This window comes from Actinomycetospora corticicola, from assembly GCF_013409505.1.
GTDB lineage: Bacteria > Actinomycetota > Actinomycetes > Mycobacteriales > Pseudonocardiaceae > Actinomycetospora > Actinomycetospora corticicola.
In genome coordinates, this window is sequence record NZ_JACCBN010000001.1 from 889640 (window position 1) to 908493 (window position 18854).

Annotated in this window: 19 protein-coding genes; 10 read left to right on the plus strand and 9 right to left on the minus strand. The window is 74.9% G+C overall.

Annotation, left to right across the window (positions count from 1 at the left end; all coding sequences use genetic code 11):
* Positions 1 to 43 precede the first annotated feature (43 nt).
* The 3 genes from BJ983_RS04215 to BJ983_RS04225 all read left to right on the plus strand — a co-directional run bounded on the left by BJ983_RS04215 (position 44) and on the right by BJ983_RS04225 (position 2126).
* A complete protein-coding gene (locus tag BJ983_RS04215) occupies positions 44 to 613 on the plus strand; it encodes a superoxide dismutase family protein (protein WP_179792662.1) in 570 nt (189 codons plus the stop codon).
* An 87-nt stretch (positions 614 to 700) separates the two neighbouring features.
* Positions 701 to 1078, plus strand: a complete 378-nt coding sequence (locus BJ983_RS04220) for a hypothetical protein (protein WP_179792663.1) — start codon at positions 701 to 703, stop codon at positions 1076 to 1078.
* A gap of 19 nt (positions 1079 to 1097) precedes the next feature.
* Positions 1098 to 2126: an NAD(P)-dependent alcohol dehydrogenase gene (locus BJ983_RS04225; protein ID WP_179792664.1), complete on the plus strand. Its 1029-nt coding sequence runs from the start codon at positions 1098 to 1100 to the stop codon at positions 2124 to 2126.
* Positions 2127 to 2184: 58 nt separating this feature from the next.
* On the opposite strand, the gene BJ983_RS04230 is transcribed toward BJ983_RS04225, so the two are convergent.
* The 3 genes from BJ983_RS04230 to BJ983_RS04240 all read right to left on the minus strand — a co-directional run bounded on the left by BJ983_RS04230 (position 2185) and on the right by BJ983_RS04240 (position 4620).
* A complete protein-coding gene (locus BJ983_RS04230; protein ID WP_179792665.1) occupies positions 2185 to 3387 on the minus strand; it encodes an MFS transporter in 1203 nt (400 codons plus the stop codon).
* Entirely contained in the window at positions 3384 to 4043 is a 660-nt protein-coding gene (locus tag BJ983_RS04235; protein WP_179792666.1) for a GntR family transcriptional regulator, read from the minus strand. The genes BJ983_RS04230 and BJ983_RS04235 overlap by 4 nt, the downstream gene beginning before the upstream one ends.
* A gap of 142 nt (positions 4044 to 4185) precedes the next feature.
* The gene (locus tag BJ983_RS04240) at positions 4186 to 4620 is read right to left on the minus strand and encodes a GlcG/HbpS family heme-binding protein (RefSeq protein ID WP_179792667.1); all 435 of its coding nucleotides are present in this window, start codon (positions 4618 to 4620) and stop codon (positions 4186 to 4188) included.
* A 149-nt stretch (positions 4621 to 4769) separates the two neighbouring features.
* Here BJ983_RS04240 and BJ983_RS04245 point away from each other — a divergent pair, with 149 nt between their 5' ends.
* The 4 genes from BJ983_RS04245 to BJ983_RS04260 are packed head-to-tail and all read left to right on the plus strand — an operon-like array spanning position 4770 to position 8625.
* Positions 4770 to 6362 carry a PP2C family protein-serine/threonine phosphatase gene (locus BJ983_RS04245; protein ID WP_179792668.1) on the plus strand — a complete coding sequence of 531 codons (1593 nt, stop codon included), beginning with the start codon at positions 4770 to 4772 and terminating at the stop codon, positions 6360 to 6362.
* A complete protein-coding gene (locus BJ983_RS04250; protein ID WP_179792669.1) occupies positions 6359 to 7435 on the plus strand; it encodes a cobalamin B12-binding domain-containing protein in 1077 nt (358 codons plus the stop codon). Before BJ983_RS04245 ends, BJ983_RS04250 begins: the two co-directional genes overlap by 4 nt.
* On the plus strand, positions 7432 to 7776 hold the full coding sequence (locus BJ983_RS04255) for an STAS domain-containing protein (RefSeq protein WP_179792670.1): 345 nt from the start codon (positions 7432 to 7434) through the stop codon (positions 7774 to 7776). The genes BJ983_RS04250 and BJ983_RS04255 overlap by 4 nt, the downstream gene beginning before the upstream one ends.
* A gap of 33 nt (positions 7777 to 7809) precedes the next feature.
* Positions 7810 to 8625, plus strand: a complete 816-nt coding sequence (locus BJ983_RS04260; protein WP_179792671.1) for a crotonase/enoyl-CoA hydratase family protein — start codon at positions 7810 to 7812, stop codon at positions 8623 to 8625.
* Positions 8626 to 8717: 92 nt separating this feature from the next.
* Here BJ983_RS04260 and BJ983_RS04265 read toward each other — a convergent pair whose 3' ends face one another.
* A complete protein-coding gene (locus tag BJ983_RS04265) occupies positions 8718 to 9935 on the minus strand; it encodes an oxygenase MpaB family protein (protein ID WP_179792672.1) in 1218 nt (405 codons plus the stop codon).
* 337 nt (positions 9936 to 10272) lie between these two features.
* On the opposite strand from BJ983_RS04265, the gene BJ983_RS04270 reads away from it, so the two are divergent.
* The gene (locus tag BJ983_RS04270; RefSeq protein WP_179792673.1) at positions 10273 to 10944 is read left to right on the plus strand and encodes a hypothetical protein; all 672 of its coding nucleotides are present in this window, start codon (positions 10273 to 10275) and stop codon (positions 10942 to 10944) included.
* Here BJ983_RS04270 and BJ983_RS04275 read toward each other — a convergent pair.
* The 4 genes from BJ983_RS04275 to BJ983_RS04290 form a co-directional block, all read right to left on the minus strand.
* Positions 10941 to 12107, minus strand: a complete 1167-nt coding sequence (locus tag BJ983_RS04275) for an ATP-binding protein (protein WP_179792674.1) — start codon at positions 12105 to 12107, stop codon at positions 10941 to 10943. The two genes, BJ983_RS04270 and BJ983_RS04275, sit on opposite strands and share 4 nt — an antisense overlap.
* Positions 12104 to 12751 (minus strand): response regulator, encoded by a 648-nt coding sequence (locus tag BJ983_RS32075; protein ID WP_179792675.1) that lies wholly within the window; start codon positions 12749 to 12751, stop codon positions 12104 to 12106. Before BJ983_RS32075 ends, BJ983_RS04275 begins: the two co-directional genes overlap by 4 nt.
* Positions 12744 to 13790: an alpha/beta fold hydrolase gene (locus tag BJ983_RS04285; RefSeq protein WP_179792676.1), complete on the minus strand. Its 1047-nt coding sequence runs from the start codon at positions 13788 to 13790 to the stop codon at positions 12744 to 12746. Before BJ983_RS04285 ends, BJ983_RS32075 begins: the two co-directional genes overlap by 8 nt.
* Positions 13791 to 14526: 736 nt before the next feature.
* Complete coding sequence (locus BJ983_RS04290) at positions 14527 to 16176, minus strand: acyl-CoA dehydrogenase family protein (RefSeq protein ID WP_179792677.1); 1650 nt, start codon at positions 16174 to 16176, stop codon at positions 14527 to 14529.
* Positions 16177 to 16344: 168 nt separating this feature from the next.
* On the opposite strand from BJ983_RS04290, the gene BJ983_RS04295 reads away from it, so the two are divergent.
* On the plus strand, positions 16345 to 17115 hold the full coding sequence (locus tag BJ983_RS04295) for an SDR family NAD(P)-dependent oxidoreductase (protein ID WP_179792678.1): 771 nt from the start codon (positions 16345 to 16347) through the stop codon (positions 17113 to 17115).
* Between the two features lie 18 nt (positions 17116 to 17133).
* On the opposite strand, the gene BJ983_RS04300 is transcribed toward BJ983_RS04295, so the two are convergent.
* Complete coding sequence (locus BJ983_RS04300; RefSeq protein WP_179792679.1) at positions 17134 to 17973, minus strand: aldo/keto reductase; 840 nt, start codon at positions 17971 to 17973, stop codon at positions 17134 to 17136.
* Between the two features lie 83 nt (positions 17974 to 18056).
* Here BJ983_RS04300 and BJ983_RS04305 point away from each other — a divergent pair, with 83 nt between their 5' ends.
* Positions 18057 to 18827: a 5-formyltetrahydrofolate cyclo-ligase gene (locus BJ983_RS04305; protein WP_179792680.1), complete on the plus strand. Its 771-nt coding sequence runs from the start codon at positions 18057 to 18059 to the stop codon at positions 18825 to 18827.
* The last annotated feature ends 27 nt before the right edge of the window (positions 18828 to 18854 follow it).

The window sequence follows — 18854 nt, forward strand, 5'->3', positions numbered from 1 at the left end:
AGGGGTGCGTGAAGCACAGCTGCACACTGGCATCATCACCGTCATGTTCGCCCGAATCGTCCTGTTCAGTGCGCTGGGTGTCGTCCTCGTCCTCGCCGGATGCAGCAGCACCTCGGAGGTCCGCCGCGCCAGTGGTGGCGCCCTCGCGGCGCCCGGCACCCCGAACGCGACCGCGGTGACCTACAGCCCCGCGGCGGCGCCGGTGGGGGCCGAGGTCACGGTCGAGACGGTCCGGGCGGCCGACAGCACCTCCGCCACGCTCACGACGACGGGGCTGCTCCCGAACCGCGGGTACGCCGTGCACCTGCACACGAGGCCGTGCGGGCCCACCGGCGCCGACGCCGGCCCGCACTTCCAGAACCGCGTCGACCCGGCCGCGACTCCGGACAGGCCGTCGTCCGACCCGGCGTACGCGAACCCGGAGAACGAGTTCTGGCTCGACCTGCGCACCGACGCCTCCGGGGCCGGGACCTCCGGGACGACCGTGCCGTTCGCGCTGACCGACCGGGTGCCCGCGTCGATGATCGTCCACGAGAAGGAGATGACGGCGACCGCGCCGGGCCAGGCCGGGACCGCCGGCGGCCGGCTGGCCTGCGTGACGCTGACGCCGTAGGTGCGCTCCGCGCACGTGAGCAGAAAGGGTCGCTATGACGGCCCTTTCTGCTCACTGGCGCGGAGCGCACATCTACGGTGGGACACGATGAAGCCCGGCGCGAACGGCCCCACCGTCACCCTCTGCCGCGGCTGCTGCTGCGGCACCACGCGCAAGCACCCCGGCGTCGACCACGCCGGTCAGGTCCAGCGGCTGCGGGACGGGACGGCGGGTGTCGGTCGCGTGAAGCTGTCGGACTGCCTCGACGCCTGCGCCCAGTCGACGGTCGCCGTGGTCTCGCCGTCCCCCGAGGGGCGCCGCGCGGGTGGCAAGCCGGTCTGGCTGCTCGGCGTCCTCGACCGCGACACCGAGGACGAGATCGCCGCGTGGGTCCAGGCCGGGGGACCGGGGGTGGCCGACCCGCCCGGGATGCTGGACCTGCGCGTCTTCACCCCGGCCCGGCGCATCCGCACGCAGGTGCCCTGAGGCGCGCACACTGGGCGACATGCAGCGCGTCGCCGTCCTGACCGAGCCGGACCACGTCGTCCTGGAGGACCGGGAGGTCCCGGAGCCCGGTCCGGGGCACGTCCAGGTGCAGGTGCGGGCGGTCAGCGTGTGCGGGTCCGACGTGCACTACTACGACCACGGCCGGATCGGCGGGTTCGTCATGCACGCCCCGCTCGTGCTGGGGCACGAGACGTCGGGCGTGGTCAGCGCGGTCGGGCCGGGGGTGACCGCACCCGCCGTCGGGACCCGGGTGGCGGTGGAACCGCAGGAGGAGTGCGGGCGCTGCGACCAGTGCCGGCAGGGCCGCTACCACCTCTGCCCGAACATCGAGTTCTTCGCGACCCCGCCGATCGACGGCTCGTTCGCCGAGTACGTCGTGGTGCCCGCGCACCGCGCGCACCCCGTGCCCGACGCGCTGTCCGACGAGGCCGCGGCCCTGATCGAGCCGCTCTCGGTGGCCCTGCACGCGGCGGCGAAGGCCGACATCGGGCCGGGGTCGCGGGTGCTGGTGAGCGGGGCGGGGCCGGTCGGGCTGCTGTGCCTGCAGGTCGCGCTGGCCCGGGGCGCGTCGGCCGTCGTGGTCACCGACGTCATGGCGCTGCGCCGCGAGGCGGCCACGGAGTACGGCGCCACGGCAGTCGTCGACGCCAACGACCACGACGCCGGCCTCGCCGGGATCGGCGAGGCGCTCGGCCAGGCCGACGTCGTGCTCGAGTGCACCGGCGTGCAGCCCGCCATCGACCTCGCGGTGGCGGCGACCGCCCCGGCGGCGACCGTCGTGCTCGTCGGCACCGGCGCGACGGTGACGCTGCCGCTCGACGTCGTGCAGGCCCGGGAGCTGGTGGTCAAGGGGACCTTCCGGTACGCCCACGTCTACCCGGCGGCGATCGACCTCGCGGCGAGCGGGCGCATCCGGCTCGACGACATGGTGACCTCGCACCACCCGCTCGAGGACGCCGTCGGCGCCCTGCTCGCCGCCCGCCGGGACCCGATGGCGCTCAAGGCCGTGGTGCACCCGGCGTCGTGAGCTCGATGGCAGGAAAGCGTCGTTGCCGTCATCCAGTGCCGGCAACGACGCTTTCCTGTCACGGGCGGAACGGGCGGAACGGGCGGAACGGGCGGGACCGCGCCACCACGGCGAGCGAGACCAGCGCGAGCACGCCGAGGACCCCGAACAGCACGCTGTAGGACACGGCGAGCGCGGCCACGGCGAGCACGGCCGGGACGATGAACCCGACGTAGGCCAGCGCGTAGAACACGGCGGTCAGCCCGGCGAGGTGCTGCGGCGCCGCGAGGCGCTGGACCTCGGCGAGCCCGCTGACCAGCGCGAACCCGTAGCCGATCCCGAGCACGACGGCGGAGACGATCGCGAGCACGATCCCGGGGGTGGCGGCCGTCCAGGCCGCCACGCCCATCCCGGCCACGGCGAAGAGCGCGGCGACCATGCCGCCGCGGGCGTCGTCGAGGCCGAGGCGACGCGCCGCCGACTGCGCGGCGACGCCGGCCACGAGCGTCACGGCGGTCATCAGCGCCGCGAAGGCGATCGCGTGCCCCGGGACCGCGGGGGCGACGAGCGAGGGGAGGACCGCGTAGGCGACCCCGGCGCAGGTGAACACCCAGGGCGCCACGGGGGCGACGACGGTCCAGAACTCGCGGTGCCCGCGCACCGGGATGCGCAGGTCGTCGCGCAGCCGGCCGCGCGACGGGGCCACGAGGGTCTCGGCGGTGCGCACCGCGAGCAGGCCCAGCGGAATCCCGACGACCACGTGCACTCCGTAGGAGAGCAGCTCGGGGAACGGTGCCCACTGGGCGAGCACCCCGGCGGCGGCCGGGCCGAGGAGGAACCCGAGGGTCAGCGACATCGCCGCACGCGAGGCCCCGCCGTTCCCGGAGAGCTCCTTGATCCAGGTGGAGCCGACGGCCATCGCGACGCCGAGCGCGAGCCCGGCGAGCACGCGGCCGGCGAACAGCAGCGGCACGTCCTCCCCGCCGACCGCCAGGACGAGGCTGCCGGCGATGGCCAGCGGCGGTGCGGCCAGCATCAGCGGCTTGCGGCCGAATCGGTCGGACAGCGGGCCGCCGACGAGCATCCCCGGCACGATGCCGAGCACGTACGCCCCGAGCAGCACGTCCACGGTGGCGGTGGAGAACCCACCGAGCTCGCGGTACAGCACCATCAGCGGCGTGAACTGGTTGCCGCCCCACGCGACGACGAACAGCGCGAGCCCCACCGGCAGCCACCGGGAGCTCGTCCCGACGTCGGGTCGCGTGTCCAGCGCCGCGGTCACCGGCCCCGTCCCGCGCGGTGGGTGTTGTCGAGGTGGGTCACGAGGGCGGTGCGGAAGCCCTCGACGTCGGCGGCCGCGATGAGGTCGCGCAGCACGCGGTGCTCGGCGAGCACGGCCTCCGCCGCGGCGCTGCGCCCGCGCACCGACTCCGCCGTCATCCGCTGCTGACGCTCGCGCAGGCCGCGGTAGAACGCGGCGAAGAGTGAGTTGCGGCCGGCGTCGGCGATGAGCCGGTGGAACTCGGCGTCGGCGGCGACGAACGCGGGCAGGTCCCCGTCGTCGTGCGTCTTGCGCTGGACCGCGATGACGTCGTCGAGCTCGCCGACGAGTGCCCCGAGATCGTGCGCCCGGCCGACGACGTCCGCCACGGCGTGCGCCTCGACGACCGCCCGGGCCTCGAGCACCTCGTCGATCTCGCGCGGGGCGATGGGCACCACGAGCGCGCCGCGCTTCGGGAACAGCCGCAGCCACCCCTCGACCTCGAGGCGCAGGAACGCCTCGCGGACCGGGGTGCGCGACACCGTCAGCACCGACGCGATCTCGCCCTCGCTCACCATCCGCCCGCCTTCGAGCTCGCCGGTCAGCACGCGTTCCTTGACGTGGTGGTAGACGAGGTCGGCAGCGGAGCACACCGAGGCACCACTGGTGGACAACATAGATACAAGATAGTCCGGATGATCGGTTGCGAACAACCCGACGTGGTCGGCCGCACACGAACGGCACTTTCGCCCGATCTACGCGCGCGAAAGTGCCGCTCGCTCGGAACAGCGGCGCGACGAGCGCCGTCGCTCGGTCGAGCTACGCCCCCGTGCGCGCCACCAGCCCGGCCGCCTCGATCCCGGCGACCACGGCCTCCTCGTCGGCGGTCGAGGCGTCCCCGGACGCGCCGGCGGCGCCGATCACCTCGCCGTCGGCGTCGGTGATGAACACGCCGCCCGGCACCGAGAACACCTTGCCGCCGGCGAGGGCCGCCACCGAGGTGAAGAACTCGGGGGAGTCCGAGGCGCGCTGGGCGATGGCGCGGCTGTCCATCATGAGCCCGATGACGCCGTGCGCCTTGGCGATCGCGACGTCGGGCCGCAGGAAGCCCGAGCCGTCGGCCCGGCCGAGGGCGACGAGGTGCCCCCCGGTGTCCAGCACGGCCACGGTGAGGGGCTTGTAGCCCGCCGACGCCCCGTGGCGGAGGGCCTCGGCGACGATGGTCTGGGCCTGGTCGTAGGTCAGGGAGCTCATGGCCCCTTCTTTCCCCGCCGGGGCGCGCGTCACCCGCCGTCCCGGCCGCGGTCCCGGTGACCGGCTACCGTGGATGGATGGATCCGACGATGCCGGCGGGGGCTCCCACGCCGACACCGCCGAGAGGCCTCCTCAGCCTGCACTCCCGCATGCTGGCCGGGCTGTCCGAGGCTGTGGTCGTCACCGGCCCCGCCCACCCGGGCGGGGCGGAGATCGTGCACGCCGCCAACCCGGCGGCCGGACGGCTGGTCCCGGGCCTCGTCGTCGGGCTCGGGGTGGACCACGCGGGTCACGACGCGTTCACCGACGCCGTCGCCCGGGCCCGGCCCGGATTCGAGGCCGAGGTCGCGGGCCGGATCCTCGCCGCGCGTGCGGTGCGCCTCGACGACGACGGCACCGCGGTCGACTTCCTCACCTGCTGGTACCTGCGCGACGTCACCGAGGAGCGGCGCGACTCGGCGTCCCTCGTGCGTGCCCAGGCGCGGGCCCGCTTCCTCGCCGAGGCCGGCCGCGCCCTGCACGGGGTGCTCCACCTCGACCGCACGCTGCGCACCGCCGCCACGCTCGCGGTCGGCGACCTCGCGCCCACCGTGCTGGTGCTGTTCGCCGACGGCACCGACCTCGTCCGCTGGGCCCGCGCCGACCGGGGCGCCGCCCGTCCGCACGCGGGCGAGATGCGCCGCGCCGACCTGCGCGCCGCGCCCCGGCTGTCCGAGGCGCTGACCGGCCGTGCGGGCGTCGACCCCTGGGTCGGCGTCGAGCTCGCCGACCTGCCCGTGTGGAACGAACGGCCGACCGCGCCGATCGTGGTCGTCCCCGTCCCCGGGACCCTCGTGCAGGGCGTGCTGGTCCTCGTCGGCCCGGACCCGGCCGACGACACGCTCCCGGTCGCCGAGGAGTACGCGGTCCGGGTCGGCACCGCCCTCTCCGCCGCGGCGCTCTACCGCGAGCAGTCCCACCTCGGGCACGTGCTGCAGGCGAGCCTCGAACCGCCGCCCCTGCCCACCGACACCGGCGGCCTCCTCGTCGGCAGCGCCTACCGCCCCGCGCGGGAGAGCCTCCGGGTCGGCGGCGACTTCTACGAGGTGCTGCCCCGCACCGCAGCCGGCCGCACGCCCTTCCTGCTCGGCGACGTGTGCGGCAAGGGCATCGAGGCGGCCGTCCTCTCCGGGCGCGTGCGCCAGTCGCTGCACGCCCTGCGGCTCGTCGAGCAGGACCCGGGCGCGCTGCTCGACCTGCTCAACGTCGCGCTGCTCGACGCCGCCGACCTCGACGCGCCGGACGCCGCGGTCACCCTCCCGCGCTTCGCCACCATGGTGCTCGGCGACGCGGAACCCCTTCCCGACGGCGGGTCCCGGCTGCGGTTGGCCACGGGCGGCCACCCGCCGCCCTACGTGCTGCGCGCGGACGGGGGCGTCGAGGAGGTCGACGTCGCCGGCTCGCTCGTCGGCGCCCTGCGCGACGCGGAGGTCGGCCGGGCCGAGGTGGTGCTCGCCCCCGGCGACACCTGCGTGCTCTACAGCGACGGCGTCACCGAGGCCCGCGGCGGGCCCACCGGCCGCACCTTCTACGGCGAGGAGCGTCTCGAGGCCGCCCTCGCCGGCTGCGTCGGGGCGCCGCCGCAGGTGATCTGCGACCGGGTGCTGCAGCTGCTCACCGAGTGGCTCGGCGGCCGGACCCACGACGACGTGGCGCTCCTCGCGCTGCAGGCGCCCCGGCGCCCCTCCCGGGAGGCCCGATGACCGCTCCGCGCACCGCGACCGGGCCCATCGGTCACCCCGAGGGGCACGCCGACGGGCACGCCGACGGGCACGACGAGCACGCCGCCCGGCGGGAGGAGTACCTCGACCGCCTGGCCGCCTCCGACGAGGAGGGAGCCGTCGAGGTCGCCCTCGCCGCGCTCGACGCCGGGCTCGACGTCGAGACGGTGCTCCTCGACGTCGTCGCCGGGGCGCAGCGCGAGGTGGGGGAGCGGTGGGCGGCCGGTGAGTGGACGGTCGTGCAGGAGCACATCGCCACGCACATCTCGGAGCGGGTCGTCTCGGCCGTCTCCCGGCACCGCCCGGCGGGCCGACCCAGCGGCATCGGCCGGATCGCCGTCGCGTGCCTCGACGGCGAGTGGCACGCCCTGCCGGCCCGGCTGCTCGCCGAGGTGCTCGCCCGGCACGGCTGGGACGTCACGTTCCTGGGCTCGAGCGTCCCCGCGGCCCAGCTCGCCGTGCACCTGCACGAGACGGGGCCGGACGTCGTCGCCGTCTCCAGCTCGCTGCCGTCCCGGCTGCCGGCGGCCCGGCGCGTCGTCGAGGCCTGCCGGGCGTCGGGCATCCCGATCCTCGCCGGCGGTCCCGCGTTCGGCCCGGAGGGGGAGTGGGCCGCCGCGGTCGGCGCCGACGGCTGGGCCCCGGACGCCCGCGCCGCCGCCGCGGTGCTCGCCGACACGCTGCCCCGGCGCGACGACGGCCGGGTCGACGACGCCTCCCGGGAGGAGCAGTCGCTGCTGCAGACCCGTCGTCCGGAACTCGTCGCGGGACTCGCCGCACGGGTCGGTCGCGGGCAGGACCCGGACGACCAGCTGACCGACGACCTCGGCCACCTCGTGGACTTCCTCGCTGCCGCCGTGTACGTCGACGACCCCGGGCTGCTGGCGCGGTTCCTGCGCTGGGTCGGCACGGTCGTCGTGCCGGGCGGGCTGACCCGGGAGGAGCTGCGGCCCGCCGTCGACGGCCTCGCCGAGCGGCTCGCCGACTCGCCCCGCACCGTCGCGCTGCTCCGTTCCGAGCCGGTGCAGGAGGCGTGCGGGACGGGAGCGGGATGAGCCCGGACGTCCCGGACCTCACGGTCCGCATCGAGAAGGAGCAGGGTCCCGACGCCGGGCCGCGCGTGCTCGTCGTGGCCGCGGGCGACATCGACCACCTGCACGCCGCCGTGCTGGAGACCGCCGTCGAGCACGAGGTGGCCCGGGCGACGGGCCCGCTCGACCTCGTCGTCGACCTCGGCGCCGTGCCCTACTGCGACTCCTGCGGCATGCAGGTGCTCCTCGCCGCCGCCCGGCGCGTCGCCGCCACGGGCGGGTCGTTCGGGTTGCGCGGGGTGCACGGGCAGGTGTCCCGGACGCTGCGCCTCACGGGACTGGACCGGGTGCTCGGGTCGGGTTGATCGCCCCCGACGTCGGGTGATCTAGTCCGACCCATGAGCACGCTGCCCGACACGCTCGAGACCCTCGCCGTCGACCGGCCCGCCGAGCACGTCGCCCGGGTCTCGCTCATCGCGCGCGCGATGTCGCCGACCTTCTTCGCCGAGCTGCCCCGCGTGATGGCGGCGCTCGACGCCGACCCCGACACCCGCGCGATCGTGATCACCGGCGCCGACGGCCGGTTCTCCTACGGGCTGGACCTGCAGGCCGCGGCCGGCTCGCTCGGCGGGGTGCTGGGCGACCCGAGCGCGAAGAACCGCGAGTGGTTCCTGCGCCACGTCCGCGAGCTCCAGGGTTCGATCACGTCGGTCGCCGACTGCCGGACCCCGACCGTCGCCGCGATCCAGGGGTGGTGCGTCGGCGGTGGCGTCGACCTCGTGACCGCCTGCGACGTGCGCCTGGCCAGCGCCGACGCCCTGTTCTCGGTCCGCGAGGTGCGGATGGCGATGGTCGCCGACATCGGCTCGCTGCAGCGCCTCGTCGGCATCGTCGGCGACGGGCACCTCCGCGAGCTCGCGCTGACCGGCGACGACGTCCCCGCCGCCGACGCCGAGCGGATGAACCTGGTCAACCGCACCTACGCCACGGAGGACGAGCTCCAGGGCGCCGCTCTCGAGCTTGCCGGCCGGATGGCCGCCAACTCCCCGCTGGTCACCCGCGGCATCAAGGACGTCCTCGACGCCGAGCGGGCGCCCCGGGTCGAGGCCGGCCTGCGCTACGTGGCGGCGTGGAACGCGGCGTTCCTGCCCAGCGCCGACCTCCAGGAGGCGTTCACCGCCTTCGCCGAGAAGCGGCCGCCGCGGTTCGAGTGATCCCGCTTCGGAACGAACGGCACTCTCGCGCACATAGATGTTGCGAACGTGCCGCTCGCTCGGAACGGGGCGCGGGCAACCGGTGGCACCGACTAGTCCACCGGTGCCAACGAGCGCCGTGACCCGAGGAGCAGTGCCAGCTCGGCGTCGACACCGGCGTCCGAGCGCCGCTCCAGCCACCGCCGGCCGGGCGCCCACCGCGCGACCATCCACGACTCCACGAGGTTGCGCGTCACCTGCGGCACCAGCGTCCACGGCACGACGACGGGCTGCCCGAGGTCGCGCAGCCCCTCGCGGCCGAGGAAGAGCCGGAGGTGCCCGAGGACCCGGCGTCGGGAGTACCACCCCTTCAACGCAGCCCAGCCCCGCAGCCCCCCGCCGTGCTTGGTGCGCTGGCCCTCGACCAGCGCCGTCGTGAGCTCCACCCCGGCCGGCGTGGGCCCGCCCTGGGCGAGCAGGAGGTGGTGGTCGAACGCGTGCTGGGCGCGCTCGGTGGTGAACAGCCAGTCCTCGTCGACGCCCAGCAGGAACCCGACGTAGCGCCACAGGTGCATGACCGCATCGGACTCGGCACGCGAAATCCGCCGCCCGAGGACGCGCGCGCCGAGCATCGCCGTGGCGCTGAACAGGGCGAGCGTCCCGGCCAGGTCGCTCCGGTTGACCGGCCGTCCGAAGCGGGCCGTGTCCCAGGTGCCCGAGCGCTCGAACCGGTCGTCGACCACCGCGTGCATCGCCCGCACGTGCGCGGTGAGCCGGAAGCCCTCCCCACCGTGCGCCATCCCGCCGGGCGCGCTCACCGCCCGACCCCACACCAGCGTCTCGCCCAGCCGTCGCATCGCCCGCCGTCCGGTCAACCCGCCCGTGGCCGTCAGCAGGTCCGCCGGCCCCTCGTAGCGGTAGCCGCCGATGAGCGCGAGGGCGAGGAGCACGTCGTCCCGCGTCGAGCCGAGCCGCCGGTAGACCGCGGCCCCGCGCTCCAGCAGGTCCCGGTCCAGCCACTCCGGCTCGCGCTCCAGCTCCCGGACGAAGGCCCGCAGCGCCGGCGGGTCGGTCGCCCCGACCCCGTGCTCGAGCGCCCGGCCGAGGTCCGCCATCGTCACCCGCGGCCGCGCCTCGGGTCGCATCGCTGCCGCGAGGGCGGCCCCGACCTCGTCGCGCAGCATCATCCGCCGCCCGATCTCGTCGACCAGGCCCTCGTCGACCACCCGGACCCGGCCCAGCACGGCCAGCGGGCGCGCGATCCGGGCGTTGCGGTCCGGGGCGCCGCGGAACCGCGTGGGGAACGGGGCCGGGACGGCGTCGGCGGTCATGGCACGACGCTCACACGTCGCACGGGTCGGCTTCAACTCGTCTTTCCCGACGGCGGGTGTGGCTGGTCAGCCGGGCGCGCGGGGCCCCGGGACTCGCATCCCCATCAGGGCGCCAGGCAGTTGATCATGACGAGTGCGACGACGCCGGGTGTCGCGCTCGGCATGATCGACTGCCTAACTGTCCCCTCGTCGGGGGACGGTCCTGTCGTCCCCGGGAACGGTCGTCCGGGGGACGGAACGGGCCTGGCCGCGGCGGCAGAGTTCTCCCCATCAGCACGGAGAACGCCCCACCCGGACGCTCCCCGCACCACCTCCCTCACCCCCTCGGGAGCACGTCATGCGCCTCACCCGGATCGCCGCCGCCACCCTCGTCGCCGGCTCCCTGACCTTCGCCGGCACCGGCATCGCCCTGGCCGACACCGTCACCCCGGTCACCGCCACCAGCAGCGTGGTCTCGGCGGTCTCCGAGCCCGGCACGCTGATGCTGTCGGCCTCCTCGGTCCAGCCCGGTCAGCGGATCACGTTCTCCGGCACGGTCGCCACGCCCACCACGGGGACCGGGGCCATCAGCGTCTCCTCGTCGGCCTTCGCGGGCGGCGCGACGATGACCCGCACCGACCCGACGGCGTTCTCCGGGTCGGCCACGATCGCCTCGAGCGCGAAGCCCGGCACCTACACCGTGACGGCGTCCTCCTCGGCGGGCACCGTGAGCGCGAAGCTGACGGTCGCGGGCGGGACCCCGGTCCCGGCCCACCACGGCGGCACCGGCACCGGGACGCACACCTCGGGGCACGGCTCGTCGTCGGGAACGGCAACGCAGAGCAGCGACGCCGCCGCGATCACCGACACGACCGGTTCCGACGTCCTGCCGTGGGCGCTCAGCGCGGCGGGCGCGATCGTGCTGCTCGGCGGCGGGGCCTACGCCCTGGGACGGGGACGCCAGGCCGACCGCGACGTCGAGGCCCGGCGTCAGGACCGGGACCGCGTCGACACCATGCCCCGCCACTAGGCACCGGGAACGGGCGGCACCTCGCCGGGGACACGGACCACGGTCCGGGTCCCCGGCGTCGTCGTGTCCAGGGTGAAGCGCCCGCCGACGCCCTCGACGCGGGCGCGGGTCGACGCCAGCCCGATGTGCCCGTCGGCCAGCCGCCCGGCGAGCACCGAGCGGTCGATGCCGATCCCGTCGTCGGCGACCTCGAGCGTCCGGCCCTCGGGTCCGTCGTGCAGGGCCACGGTCACGTGCTCCGCCTTCGCGTGCTTGGCGACGTTGGTGAGCAGTTCGCGGGCCACGCCGAAGAGGAGCCGGTCGTGCGGGCCGGCCGGCAGCGGCTGGCCCTCGACGGTCACCGCGAACCGGCCCTGCGTCGCCGCCCGCTCCGCGACGCGTCGGACCGCGACCACCAGCCCCGCCTCGTCGAGCACGTAGGGGTGCAGGGCGAACACGACCTCGCGGATCTCGCGGATGCCCGCCCGCAACGCCTCGTCGGCGGCCTCGGCGCCGTCCAGCTCGTCGAGTTCCTGGCCGGCGACGAGCAGGGTCTGCAGCGCGTGGTCGTGCAGGTCCTCGGCGAGCCGTCGTCGTTCGCGGGCCTCGGCGTCGAGCACCTGGGCGGTCAGCGCGTCGGCGTCGGCGAGCAGGGCCCGGATGCGGACGGCCCGGCGCGCGAGCACCACCGAGAGCAGGAAGGTCGCCACCGCGACGATCGCCAGCACCACGGCCTCGGCGGCGAGCGTCGTCGTCTCGATCGCCGGGCGCTCGATCGCGGCGGTGAGGACGAACGAGCCGATCGTCGCGATCCCGACCCCCGCCGACAGGGCCGGCCGGTACCGGAACGCGGCCATGACCGGGATGACGACGTAGGACAGCGTCGGCAGGGTGCCGCCCCCTCCGGCGAGGAGCGACAGCACGGTGACGGCGAGGAGGTCCAGCGAGGTCGCGATCAGCCCCGTCGTCGGGGAGACGGGCCGCCGCGTCACCTTGGTGAACCAGCCGACCGCGAACGCGCCGTACCCGGCCAGCACCAGCCAGAACGCGAGCCCCTCGACCCGGTTCTGGTCCAGGCCCCCGGTCACCCCGAGCAGGACCACGAGCCCGAAGCGCAGCAGGCTCGTCGTCCGCGACGCCTCGGCCTGGAACTGCGCGAGCGCCCGTTCGGCCGGGGTGCTCACTCCAGCAGCCCGCGCCGCATCGCCTCGGCCACCGCGGCCGCCCGCTCGGTGACCTCGAGCTTCTCGTACATCCGCTGCACGTGGGTCTTCACGGTGCTGGGCGCGACGAACAGCTGCTTGGCGATCGCCGGCGTGGTGAGCCCCTGGGCCATCAGCCGCAGGATCTCGGTCTCGCGCTCGGAGAGCACCGGCCCACGGTCGCTGCGCCGGTGCCGGATCTCCCCGGCCAGCCCCGCCGCGAGTTCGGCGGGCAGCACGGTGCCCCCGTCGGCCGCCTTCCGCACGGCCTCGACCAGTTCCCGACGCCGGGTCTCTTTCGGCAGGTAGCCCGCCGCCCCCTCCTCGAGGGCGCCGTACACGAGGTTCGGGTCGGTGAACGCGGAGAGCACGACGATGCGCGTGGTCAGCCCGTCCCGGGCGGCCCGCCGGACGATCTCGGTGCCGTCGATCCCGGGCATCCGGTGGTCGACCAGGGCGACGTCGGGCCGGTGCTCGACGATCGCGGCGAAGGCGGCCTCGCCGTCGTCGGCCTCCCCGACGACGTCGATCCACCCGCTGCCCACCAGCGCCCGCACCACGCCGTCGCGGTACATCTCGTGGTCGTCCGCGACGACCACCGTGATCTTCTCCCGGGAGTCACGCACTCGCCCAGAACTCCGTCGCGATCTGCAGCCAGCGCTCGGCGGCGTCGACGTGGGGTCCGTGGCCGGACTCGGGGAACATCTCGGTCCGCGCCCGGCCGCCCGCCTGCTCGTAGCGCTCCAGGACGTCGCGGATCTGGCTGACCATCGGCTGCGGCGGGAAGGTGTCGGCGCCCGGCCACCCCGGCACGATCCCGGCCTGCCCGAGCGTGCCGAGCTCCAGCATCGAGCCGTCGGCCACCACCACGTCCCGCGTCCCGTGCGTCCACAGCACCGGGGGCTTCGGGTCGAGCTCCGGCAGCCACGACCAGTCGCAGTACTTCGGCGAGAGCGCGTTGAGCAGGCCCCGCGTACCGGGCGCCGCACCGGGCCAGTTCGTCGAGGTCGTGGAGTCACCCGGGTAGCCGTCGTCGCCGATCTGCGACAGCAGGATCTCGTCGAGGAGCAGGTCCTCCCGCTCCTGCGGCAGACGGAAGTCCGGTGACCAGTAGGTGCCGGTCATGACGTTGCGCGGGCTCAGCGCCTCGTCGCCCGACCGGTCGCCCTCGCGCAGCTTCGCCACGAACTGCTGGTTGGCCACGCCTGCCCCGGAGCCCGCGTAGTCGTCGAAGCAGGGGCGCCCGTCGGGGTGGGTGCCGCCGTAACCGTGCGGGCTGACCGGGTCGAGGAAGAGCAGGCTCGCGACCGGCCGCTGCCGCGCCACCAGCGCGATCGCCGCCCCCGCCGTCGACCACCCGACGAGGTGCGGGCGCTCGATCCCCAGCCTGTCGAGATAGGACACGAGGTCGTCGGCCCAGTCGCCGAGCCCGCGTGTCGCGTCGATCGGGGCCGGCTCGGTACGCCCGAAGCCCCGCATGTCGGGCGCGAGGAACCGGAAGCGGTCGCTCGCCGGGCTCATCAGGTGCTCGAAGAACCGGCCCGTCGACAGGTTGCCGTGCACCAGCACGACCGGCTCACCGTCCGCCGGGCCCGACGTGAGGTGGTGGATGCGGATACGGGCGTCGACGGTGCCGGCCTCGACACCGGGCAGCAGCTCACTCATGGTGCGCGGAACGCTAGTGCCGTCGGGCCGTTCGCGGAACTTCCCGACGGCGGGTTCGTGGTGGCTCCGTCCGCGGTGGCTGTGCGTCGCGCCGCGGTCGGCGCGGGTCGTCCTCGGGTGTGTGGGCGTTTCGCGGCGCGCACGGTGGGTGGGGGCGTCCTCGTGGGAGCTGGCGTTGCGTCGCGCGCACGGTGGGCGGGTGTCGTGCTCGCCTGCGCGGGCGTTGCGTCCCGCACACGCTCCGGTGCCGGCCGCGTTCGACGGGGTGCGGTGGCTCGGCCTTCCCGGCGGCAGGAGCTCATGCGATCTCGTCCGTGTGAGCGGCGCGGACCGGTCGGCGGGTGAAGATCCGAACGTCGGTGGCGTGTCGCAGCAGGACTTGCGCGTGTCGCCACCGAAGTCGGGATCTTCGAGTGCCCGCTCCACCGTCGCACCGGGCGGCTTCCTGAGGCCGTTCGCAACGGGGCGACGACGCCGGTCGCCGCGTCCACGATCACGTCGAGTGGACGCACATGGCTGATGTCGATCGTCGAAACAGCCATGACGGTCCACTCGACGTGATCATGGGGGCGCGACGCGGCCGCGCGACGGGCGCACCCGCTGGATGCCTGTCGAGCGGGCGCTCAGTGCAGTCCCATGGGGCGGCTGACGACGCTGTGCCCCCGTTGATCACGAGCGGGCCGGCCGGCCGGGCCCGCTGCGCACGGACCCCGCACCGTCCCGCCGTCGGGAAGGATCAGCCGAGGGGCACCCGGGTGAGGATCCCGTCGACATCGACGCCGCGGGGGAGCGTGCCGAAGGCCGCGCCGTGCTCACCGGCGACCCGGGACCCGACGAACGCGTCCGCCACGGCAGCTGGCGCGTGCCGGACCAGCAGCGACCCCTGCAGCACGATCGCCAGCCGCTCCGCGAGCCAGCGGGCGCGGTCCTCGGCGACGTCGCGGAGGTCGTCCTGGACCGCCTTCCACGCCGCGTCGAGCCGGTGGTCGGCGCCGGCGGCGAGCTCGACCTCGGCCCGGTACGCCTCGACGGCGGCCGGCTCGCGGGACAGGACCCGGAGCAGGTCGAGGGCGTTCACGTTGCCCGAGCCCTCCCAGATCGAGTTCAGCGGCGACTCGCGGAACAGCCGCGGCATCCCCGACTCCTCGACGAACCCGTTCCCGCCCAGGCACTCCAGCGCCTCGCCGACCACGGCCGTCTGGCGCTTGCAGATCCAGTACTTGCCGAGCGTGACGCCGATGCGCCGGAAGGCGGCCTCGTGCTCGTCGGTCGCGGCGCGGTCCTGGGCCCCGGCGAGCCGCATCGACAGGGCGACCGCCGCCTCCGACTCCACCGTCAGGTCCGCGAGCACCGCCCGCATCAGGGGCTTGTCGATCAGGGCGGACCCGAACGCCGACCGGTGCCGCGCGTGCCAGACGGCCCGGCGGACCGCGTCGCGCATCCCGGCGGCGGAGCCCAGCGCGTTGTCGAGCCGGGTACAGGCGACCATCTCGATGATCGTCCGGACCCCGCGGCCCTCGTCGCCGACCCGGAACCCGATCGTCCCGTCGAACTCCGGCTCCGACGAGGCGTTCGAGCGGTTGCCGAGCTTGTCCTTCAGTCGCTGGATCGCGAACGGGTTGCGCGTGCCGTCGGGGAGGATCCGCGGCACGAGGAAACAGGTCACGCCCGCTCCGCCCCCGGACCCCGTCGCTCCGCTCGCCCCGCCGGTCTGCGCGAGGACCAGGAACACGTCGCACATCGGGGCCGAGGTGAACCACTTGTGCCCGGTGAGGGAGTAGCTGCCGTCGGCGTTCGGGGTGGCCGTCGTCGTGTTGGTGCGGACGTCCGAGCCGCCCTGCTTCTCGGTCATCCCCATGCCCGCGAGCAGGCCGGTCTTCGACGACGGGTCGGCGAGCCCCGGCTGGTAGGCCCGCGACATCAGCCCCGGCCCGTACTGCGCGAACAGCTCGGGGGCGACCCGCAGCGCCGGGACGACGGCGTGCGTCATCGACACCGGACAGCCGTGGCCGGCCTCGGCCTGCGACCACACGAGGAAGCCTGCCGCCCGGGCCACGTGCTGCCCCGGCCGGCCCTCCCACACGGCGCCGGCGAACCCGCGGGACACCGCCTCGCCGAGCAGGGCGTGGTAGCCGGGGTCGTAGTCGACCTCGTCGACGCGGAACCCGAACCGGTCGTGCGTACGCAGGCGCGGCTCGTTGCGGTGCGCGGCGTCCGCCCACTCGCGGACCTCGGCGCTGCCGACCCGCCGTCCCGTCTCGTGCACGTCGTCCAGCGCCCAGCCGGCGCCCTCGCGCTCGAGCGCCTCGAGCAGGGGAGGGTCGGCCGCCGCGTCGAAGCCGACGAGGTCGGGAGCCTGGTTCGCGACGACGTGGGTGGGCGCCATGGCCCGATCGAAGCACGCTCGGCTACTCGCCGGTAGGTGTTGGGCCTCCTGTGCTGCGGGCACAAGCCGGGACGGGAGGTTCATGACGACGGACTATGGCCCGCGTCACAGGCCGGCTCCTAGGGTTCTCCGCGCGCGGCGACGTCGCGCCCCGAGCGGAGGAGCGAGATGTCCACTGAGCTCGACGGCAGGGTCGCCGTCGTCACCGGCGCCGGCAAGGGACTGGGGCGGGCCATCGCCACGCGCTTCGCGGAGGCCGGGGCGAGCGTCGTCGTGTCCGACATCGACGGCGACGCCGCCCGCTCCGTGGCGGACTTCCTGCCGAAGGCGCTGGCCGTCGAGTGCGACGTCCGGTCCGAGGAGCAGGTGTCGGCGCTCGTGGACCGGACGGTCGAGCAGTTCGGGGCGCTGCACGTGATGGTGCCGAACGCCGGCATCGGCGCCCCGCTCCCGCTGCTGCACATGGACCTCGCCGCCTGGCGGGAGGTGCTCTCGGTCAACCTCGACGGCGTGTTCCTGGCCCTGCGCTACGCGGCGCCGGCGATCATCGCGGCGGGCGGGGGCAGCATCGTCACGATCGGCTCGATCACGGCGAACGCGGGTTCCCCGCTGATCGGGCACTACGCGGCGGCCAAGGCGGCCGTGGTCAACCTGACGAAGACCGCGGCGCTCGAGCTCCGCCCGGAGGGCGTCCGCGTGAACACGGTGCTCCCCGGCTTCATCGACACCGACCTCGTCACGGCGGCCCGCCCCGGCTTCGAGGCGGCACTCGGGCTCCCCGAAGGCGGCTTCGACCAGCTCATCGCCCAGAAGCAGGGCCGCTACGGGACGCCGGCCGAGGTGGCGGAGGCGGCGCTGTTCCTCGCCTCCGAGCGGTCGTCGTGGTGCACGGGCAGCGGGCTCGTGCTCGACGGCGGGATGGACGCCTCCCTGCTGTAGGAGCGGCTCGGAGCAGGGTCAGAGCAGTTCGAGGGCCCGCTTGCGGGTCGGCGGCGGGAAGGCGCGGTCGAGTTCGGCGAGGTCCTCGTCGGTCAGCCGGACGTCGAGGGCGCCGCGGTTCTCGGTGATCCGCTGCGGGGTCGACGTCTTCGGGATCGCGATCGTGCCCGGCCGGCGGAGCACCCACGCCAGGGCGACCTGGGCGGGCGTGGCGTCGTGCCGGTCCGCGACGGCGCGCAGAGCGGCCTCGTGCAGGAGCCGGCCCTGCTCGACGGGGGAGTAGGCCATGACCGGGACACCGTGCTCGGCGCACCAGGGCAGCAGGTCGTACTCCGGGCCGCGGCGGGTGGGGTTGTAGAGGATCTGGTCGGTCGCGACGGCCCGTCCCGCCTCGAGCCCGACCAGCTCCTCCAGGTCGTCGGTGTCGAGGTTGCTGACACCCCAGGCTCGGATCTTCCCCGCGGCCCGCAGCTCCTCGAACGCGGTGACGGTCTCGGCGAGCGGGTGCCGCCCGCGCCAGTGCAGCAGGTACAGGTCGATCCGGTCGGTCCGCAGCCGCTGCAGCGCCCGCTCGGCGGCCTCGACCGTCCCGCGGCGGGACGCGTTCGAGGGCAGCACCTTGTCCACCACGAACGCCTCGTCCCGCCGCCCGGCGAGCGCCTCGCCGACCAGCTCCTGGGACCCGCCGTCGGCGTACATCTCGGCCGTGTCGATCAGCGTGATCCCGGTGTCGAGGGCCGCGTGCAGCGTGGCGATCTCGTCCCGACGTCGGGTCGGGTCCTCCGCGTAGTGCCAGGTCCCGGCGCCGAGGACCGGGACCGGGGTGCCGTCGGGCAGGGACGTCGTCGGAATGCTCATCGCAGGGGGTGCCTCCGGCCCGTGAGTACTAATCCGTGTCCTGACACGGATTAGTACTCACAGGCCGGAGGCACCTACCGGGCATGCCGAAGGCCCGTCACGACCACGACGCCGGTGGGGACGCCGAGACGCTCGCCGCGAAGCAGGAGCTGCGCGAGCAGGTGTGGGCGCGTCTGTCCGAGGAGAAGCAGGCCCGGTTCCCGGGCGCCCGCAACCGGATCCCGAACTTCGTGGGGGCCGAGCAGGCCGCCGAGCGGCTCCGGGACAGCGACGTCTGGCGGAACGCCCGCACGATCAAGTGCAACCCGGACTCCGCCCAGTGGCCGGTCCGTCAGCGCGCGCTCGAGGACGGGAAGACCGTGTACATGGCGGTGCCGCGCCTCGCCGATGCGAACCCCTTCTTCCTCCTCGACCCCGACGACCTCGGCGGCCGCACCCCGCGCCAGGCGTCGTCGATCAAGGGCGCGACCGCCGCGGGACGCACGGTCGCGGTGGAGGACCTGGAGCCGGTCGACCTCGTCGTCGCCGGCTGCGTGGCGGTCACCGAGGGCGGCGCGCGGCTCGGGAAGGGCGGTGGCTTCTCGGACCTGGAGTACGCGATCGCCTTCGCCGCGGGCCTCGTCACGGCCGACACCCCCGTCGTCACGACCGTCCACGAGCTCCAGGTGGTGGACGCGATCCCGACCGTCGACCACGACGTCGCCCTCGACCTCGTGATCACGCCCGAACGCACCCACGCCTGTCGTCACGAATCCCGTCACGACCCCCGGATCGTCTGGGAGGAGCTGACCGCGGAGAAGATCGAATCCATCCCTCTCCTCGCTTCCCGCCGTCGCATGCGCATGGCACCGTGAGACCCGGGTCACGCACTCGACGACGAG

Excerpts from the sequence above, each read along its gene's own strand:
- BJ983_RS04215 (WP_179792662.1), top strand. The coding sequence starts at position 44 with ATGTTCGCCCGAATCGTCCTGTTCAGTGCGCTGGGTGTCGTCCTCGTC.
- BJ983_RS04220 (WP_179792663.1), top strand. The coding sequence starts at position 701 with ATGAAGCCCGGCGCGAACGGCCCCACCGTCACCCTCTGCCGCGGCTGC.
- BJ983_RS04225 (WP_179792664.1), top strand. The coding sequence starts at position 1,098 with ATGCAGCGCGTCGCCGTCCTGACCGAGCCGGACCACGTCGTCCTGGAG.
- BJ983_RS04235 (WP_179792666.1), bottom strand. The coding sequence starts at position 4,043 with ATGTTGTCCACCAGTGGTGCCTCGGTGTGCTCCGCTGCCGACCTCGTC.
- BJ983_RS04240 (WP_179792667.1), bottom strand. The coding sequence starts at position 4,620 with ATGAGCTCCCTGACCTACGACCAGGCCCAGACCATCGTCGCCGAGGCC.
- BJ983_RS04245 (WP_179792668.1), top strand. The coding sequence starts at position 4,770 with ATGCTGGCCGGGCTGTCCGAGGCTGTGGTCGTCACCGGCCCCGCCCAC.
- BJ983_RS04250 (WP_179792669.1), top strand. The coding sequence starts at position 6,359 with ATGACCGCTCCGCGCACCGCGACCGGGCCCATCGGTCACCCCGAGGGG.
- BJ983_RS04255 (WP_179792670.1), top strand. The coding sequence starts at position 7,432 with ATGAGCCCGGACGTCCCGGACCTCACGGTCCGCATCGAGAAGGAGCAG.
- BJ983_RS04260 (WP_179792671.1), top strand. The coding sequence starts at position 7,810 with ATGAGCACGCTGCCCGACACGCTCGAGACCCTCGCCGTCGACCGGCCC.
- BJ983_RS04265 (WP_179792672.1), bottom strand. The coding sequence starts at position 9,935 with ATGACCGCCGACGCCGTCCCGGCCCCGTTCCCCACGCGGTTCCGCGGC.
- BJ983_RS04270 (WP_179792673.1), top strand. The coding sequence starts at position 10,273 with ATGCGCCTCACCCGGATCGCCGCCGCCACCCTCGTCGCCGGCTCCCTG.
- BJ983_RS04285 (WP_179792676.1), bottom strand. The coding sequence starts at position 13,790 with ATGAGTGAGCTGCTGCCCGGTGTCGAGGCCGGCACCGTCGACGCCCGT.
- BJ983_RS04290 (WP_179792677.1), bottom strand. The coding sequence starts at position 16,176 with ATGGCGCCCACCCACGTCGTCGCGAACCAGGCTCCCGACCTCGTCGGC.
- BJ983_RS04295 (WP_179792678.1), top strand. The coding sequence starts at position 16,345 with ATGTCCACTGAGCTCGACGGCAGGGTCGCCGTCGTCACCGGCGCCGGC.
- BJ983_RS04300 (WP_179792679.1), bottom strand. The coding sequence starts at position 17,973 with ATGAGCATTCCGACGACGTCCCTGCCCGACGGCACCCCGGTCCCGGTC.
- BJ983_RS04305 (WP_179792680.1), top strand. The coding sequence starts at position 18,057 with ATGCCGAAGGCCCGTCACGACCACGACGCCGGTGGGGACGCCGAGACG.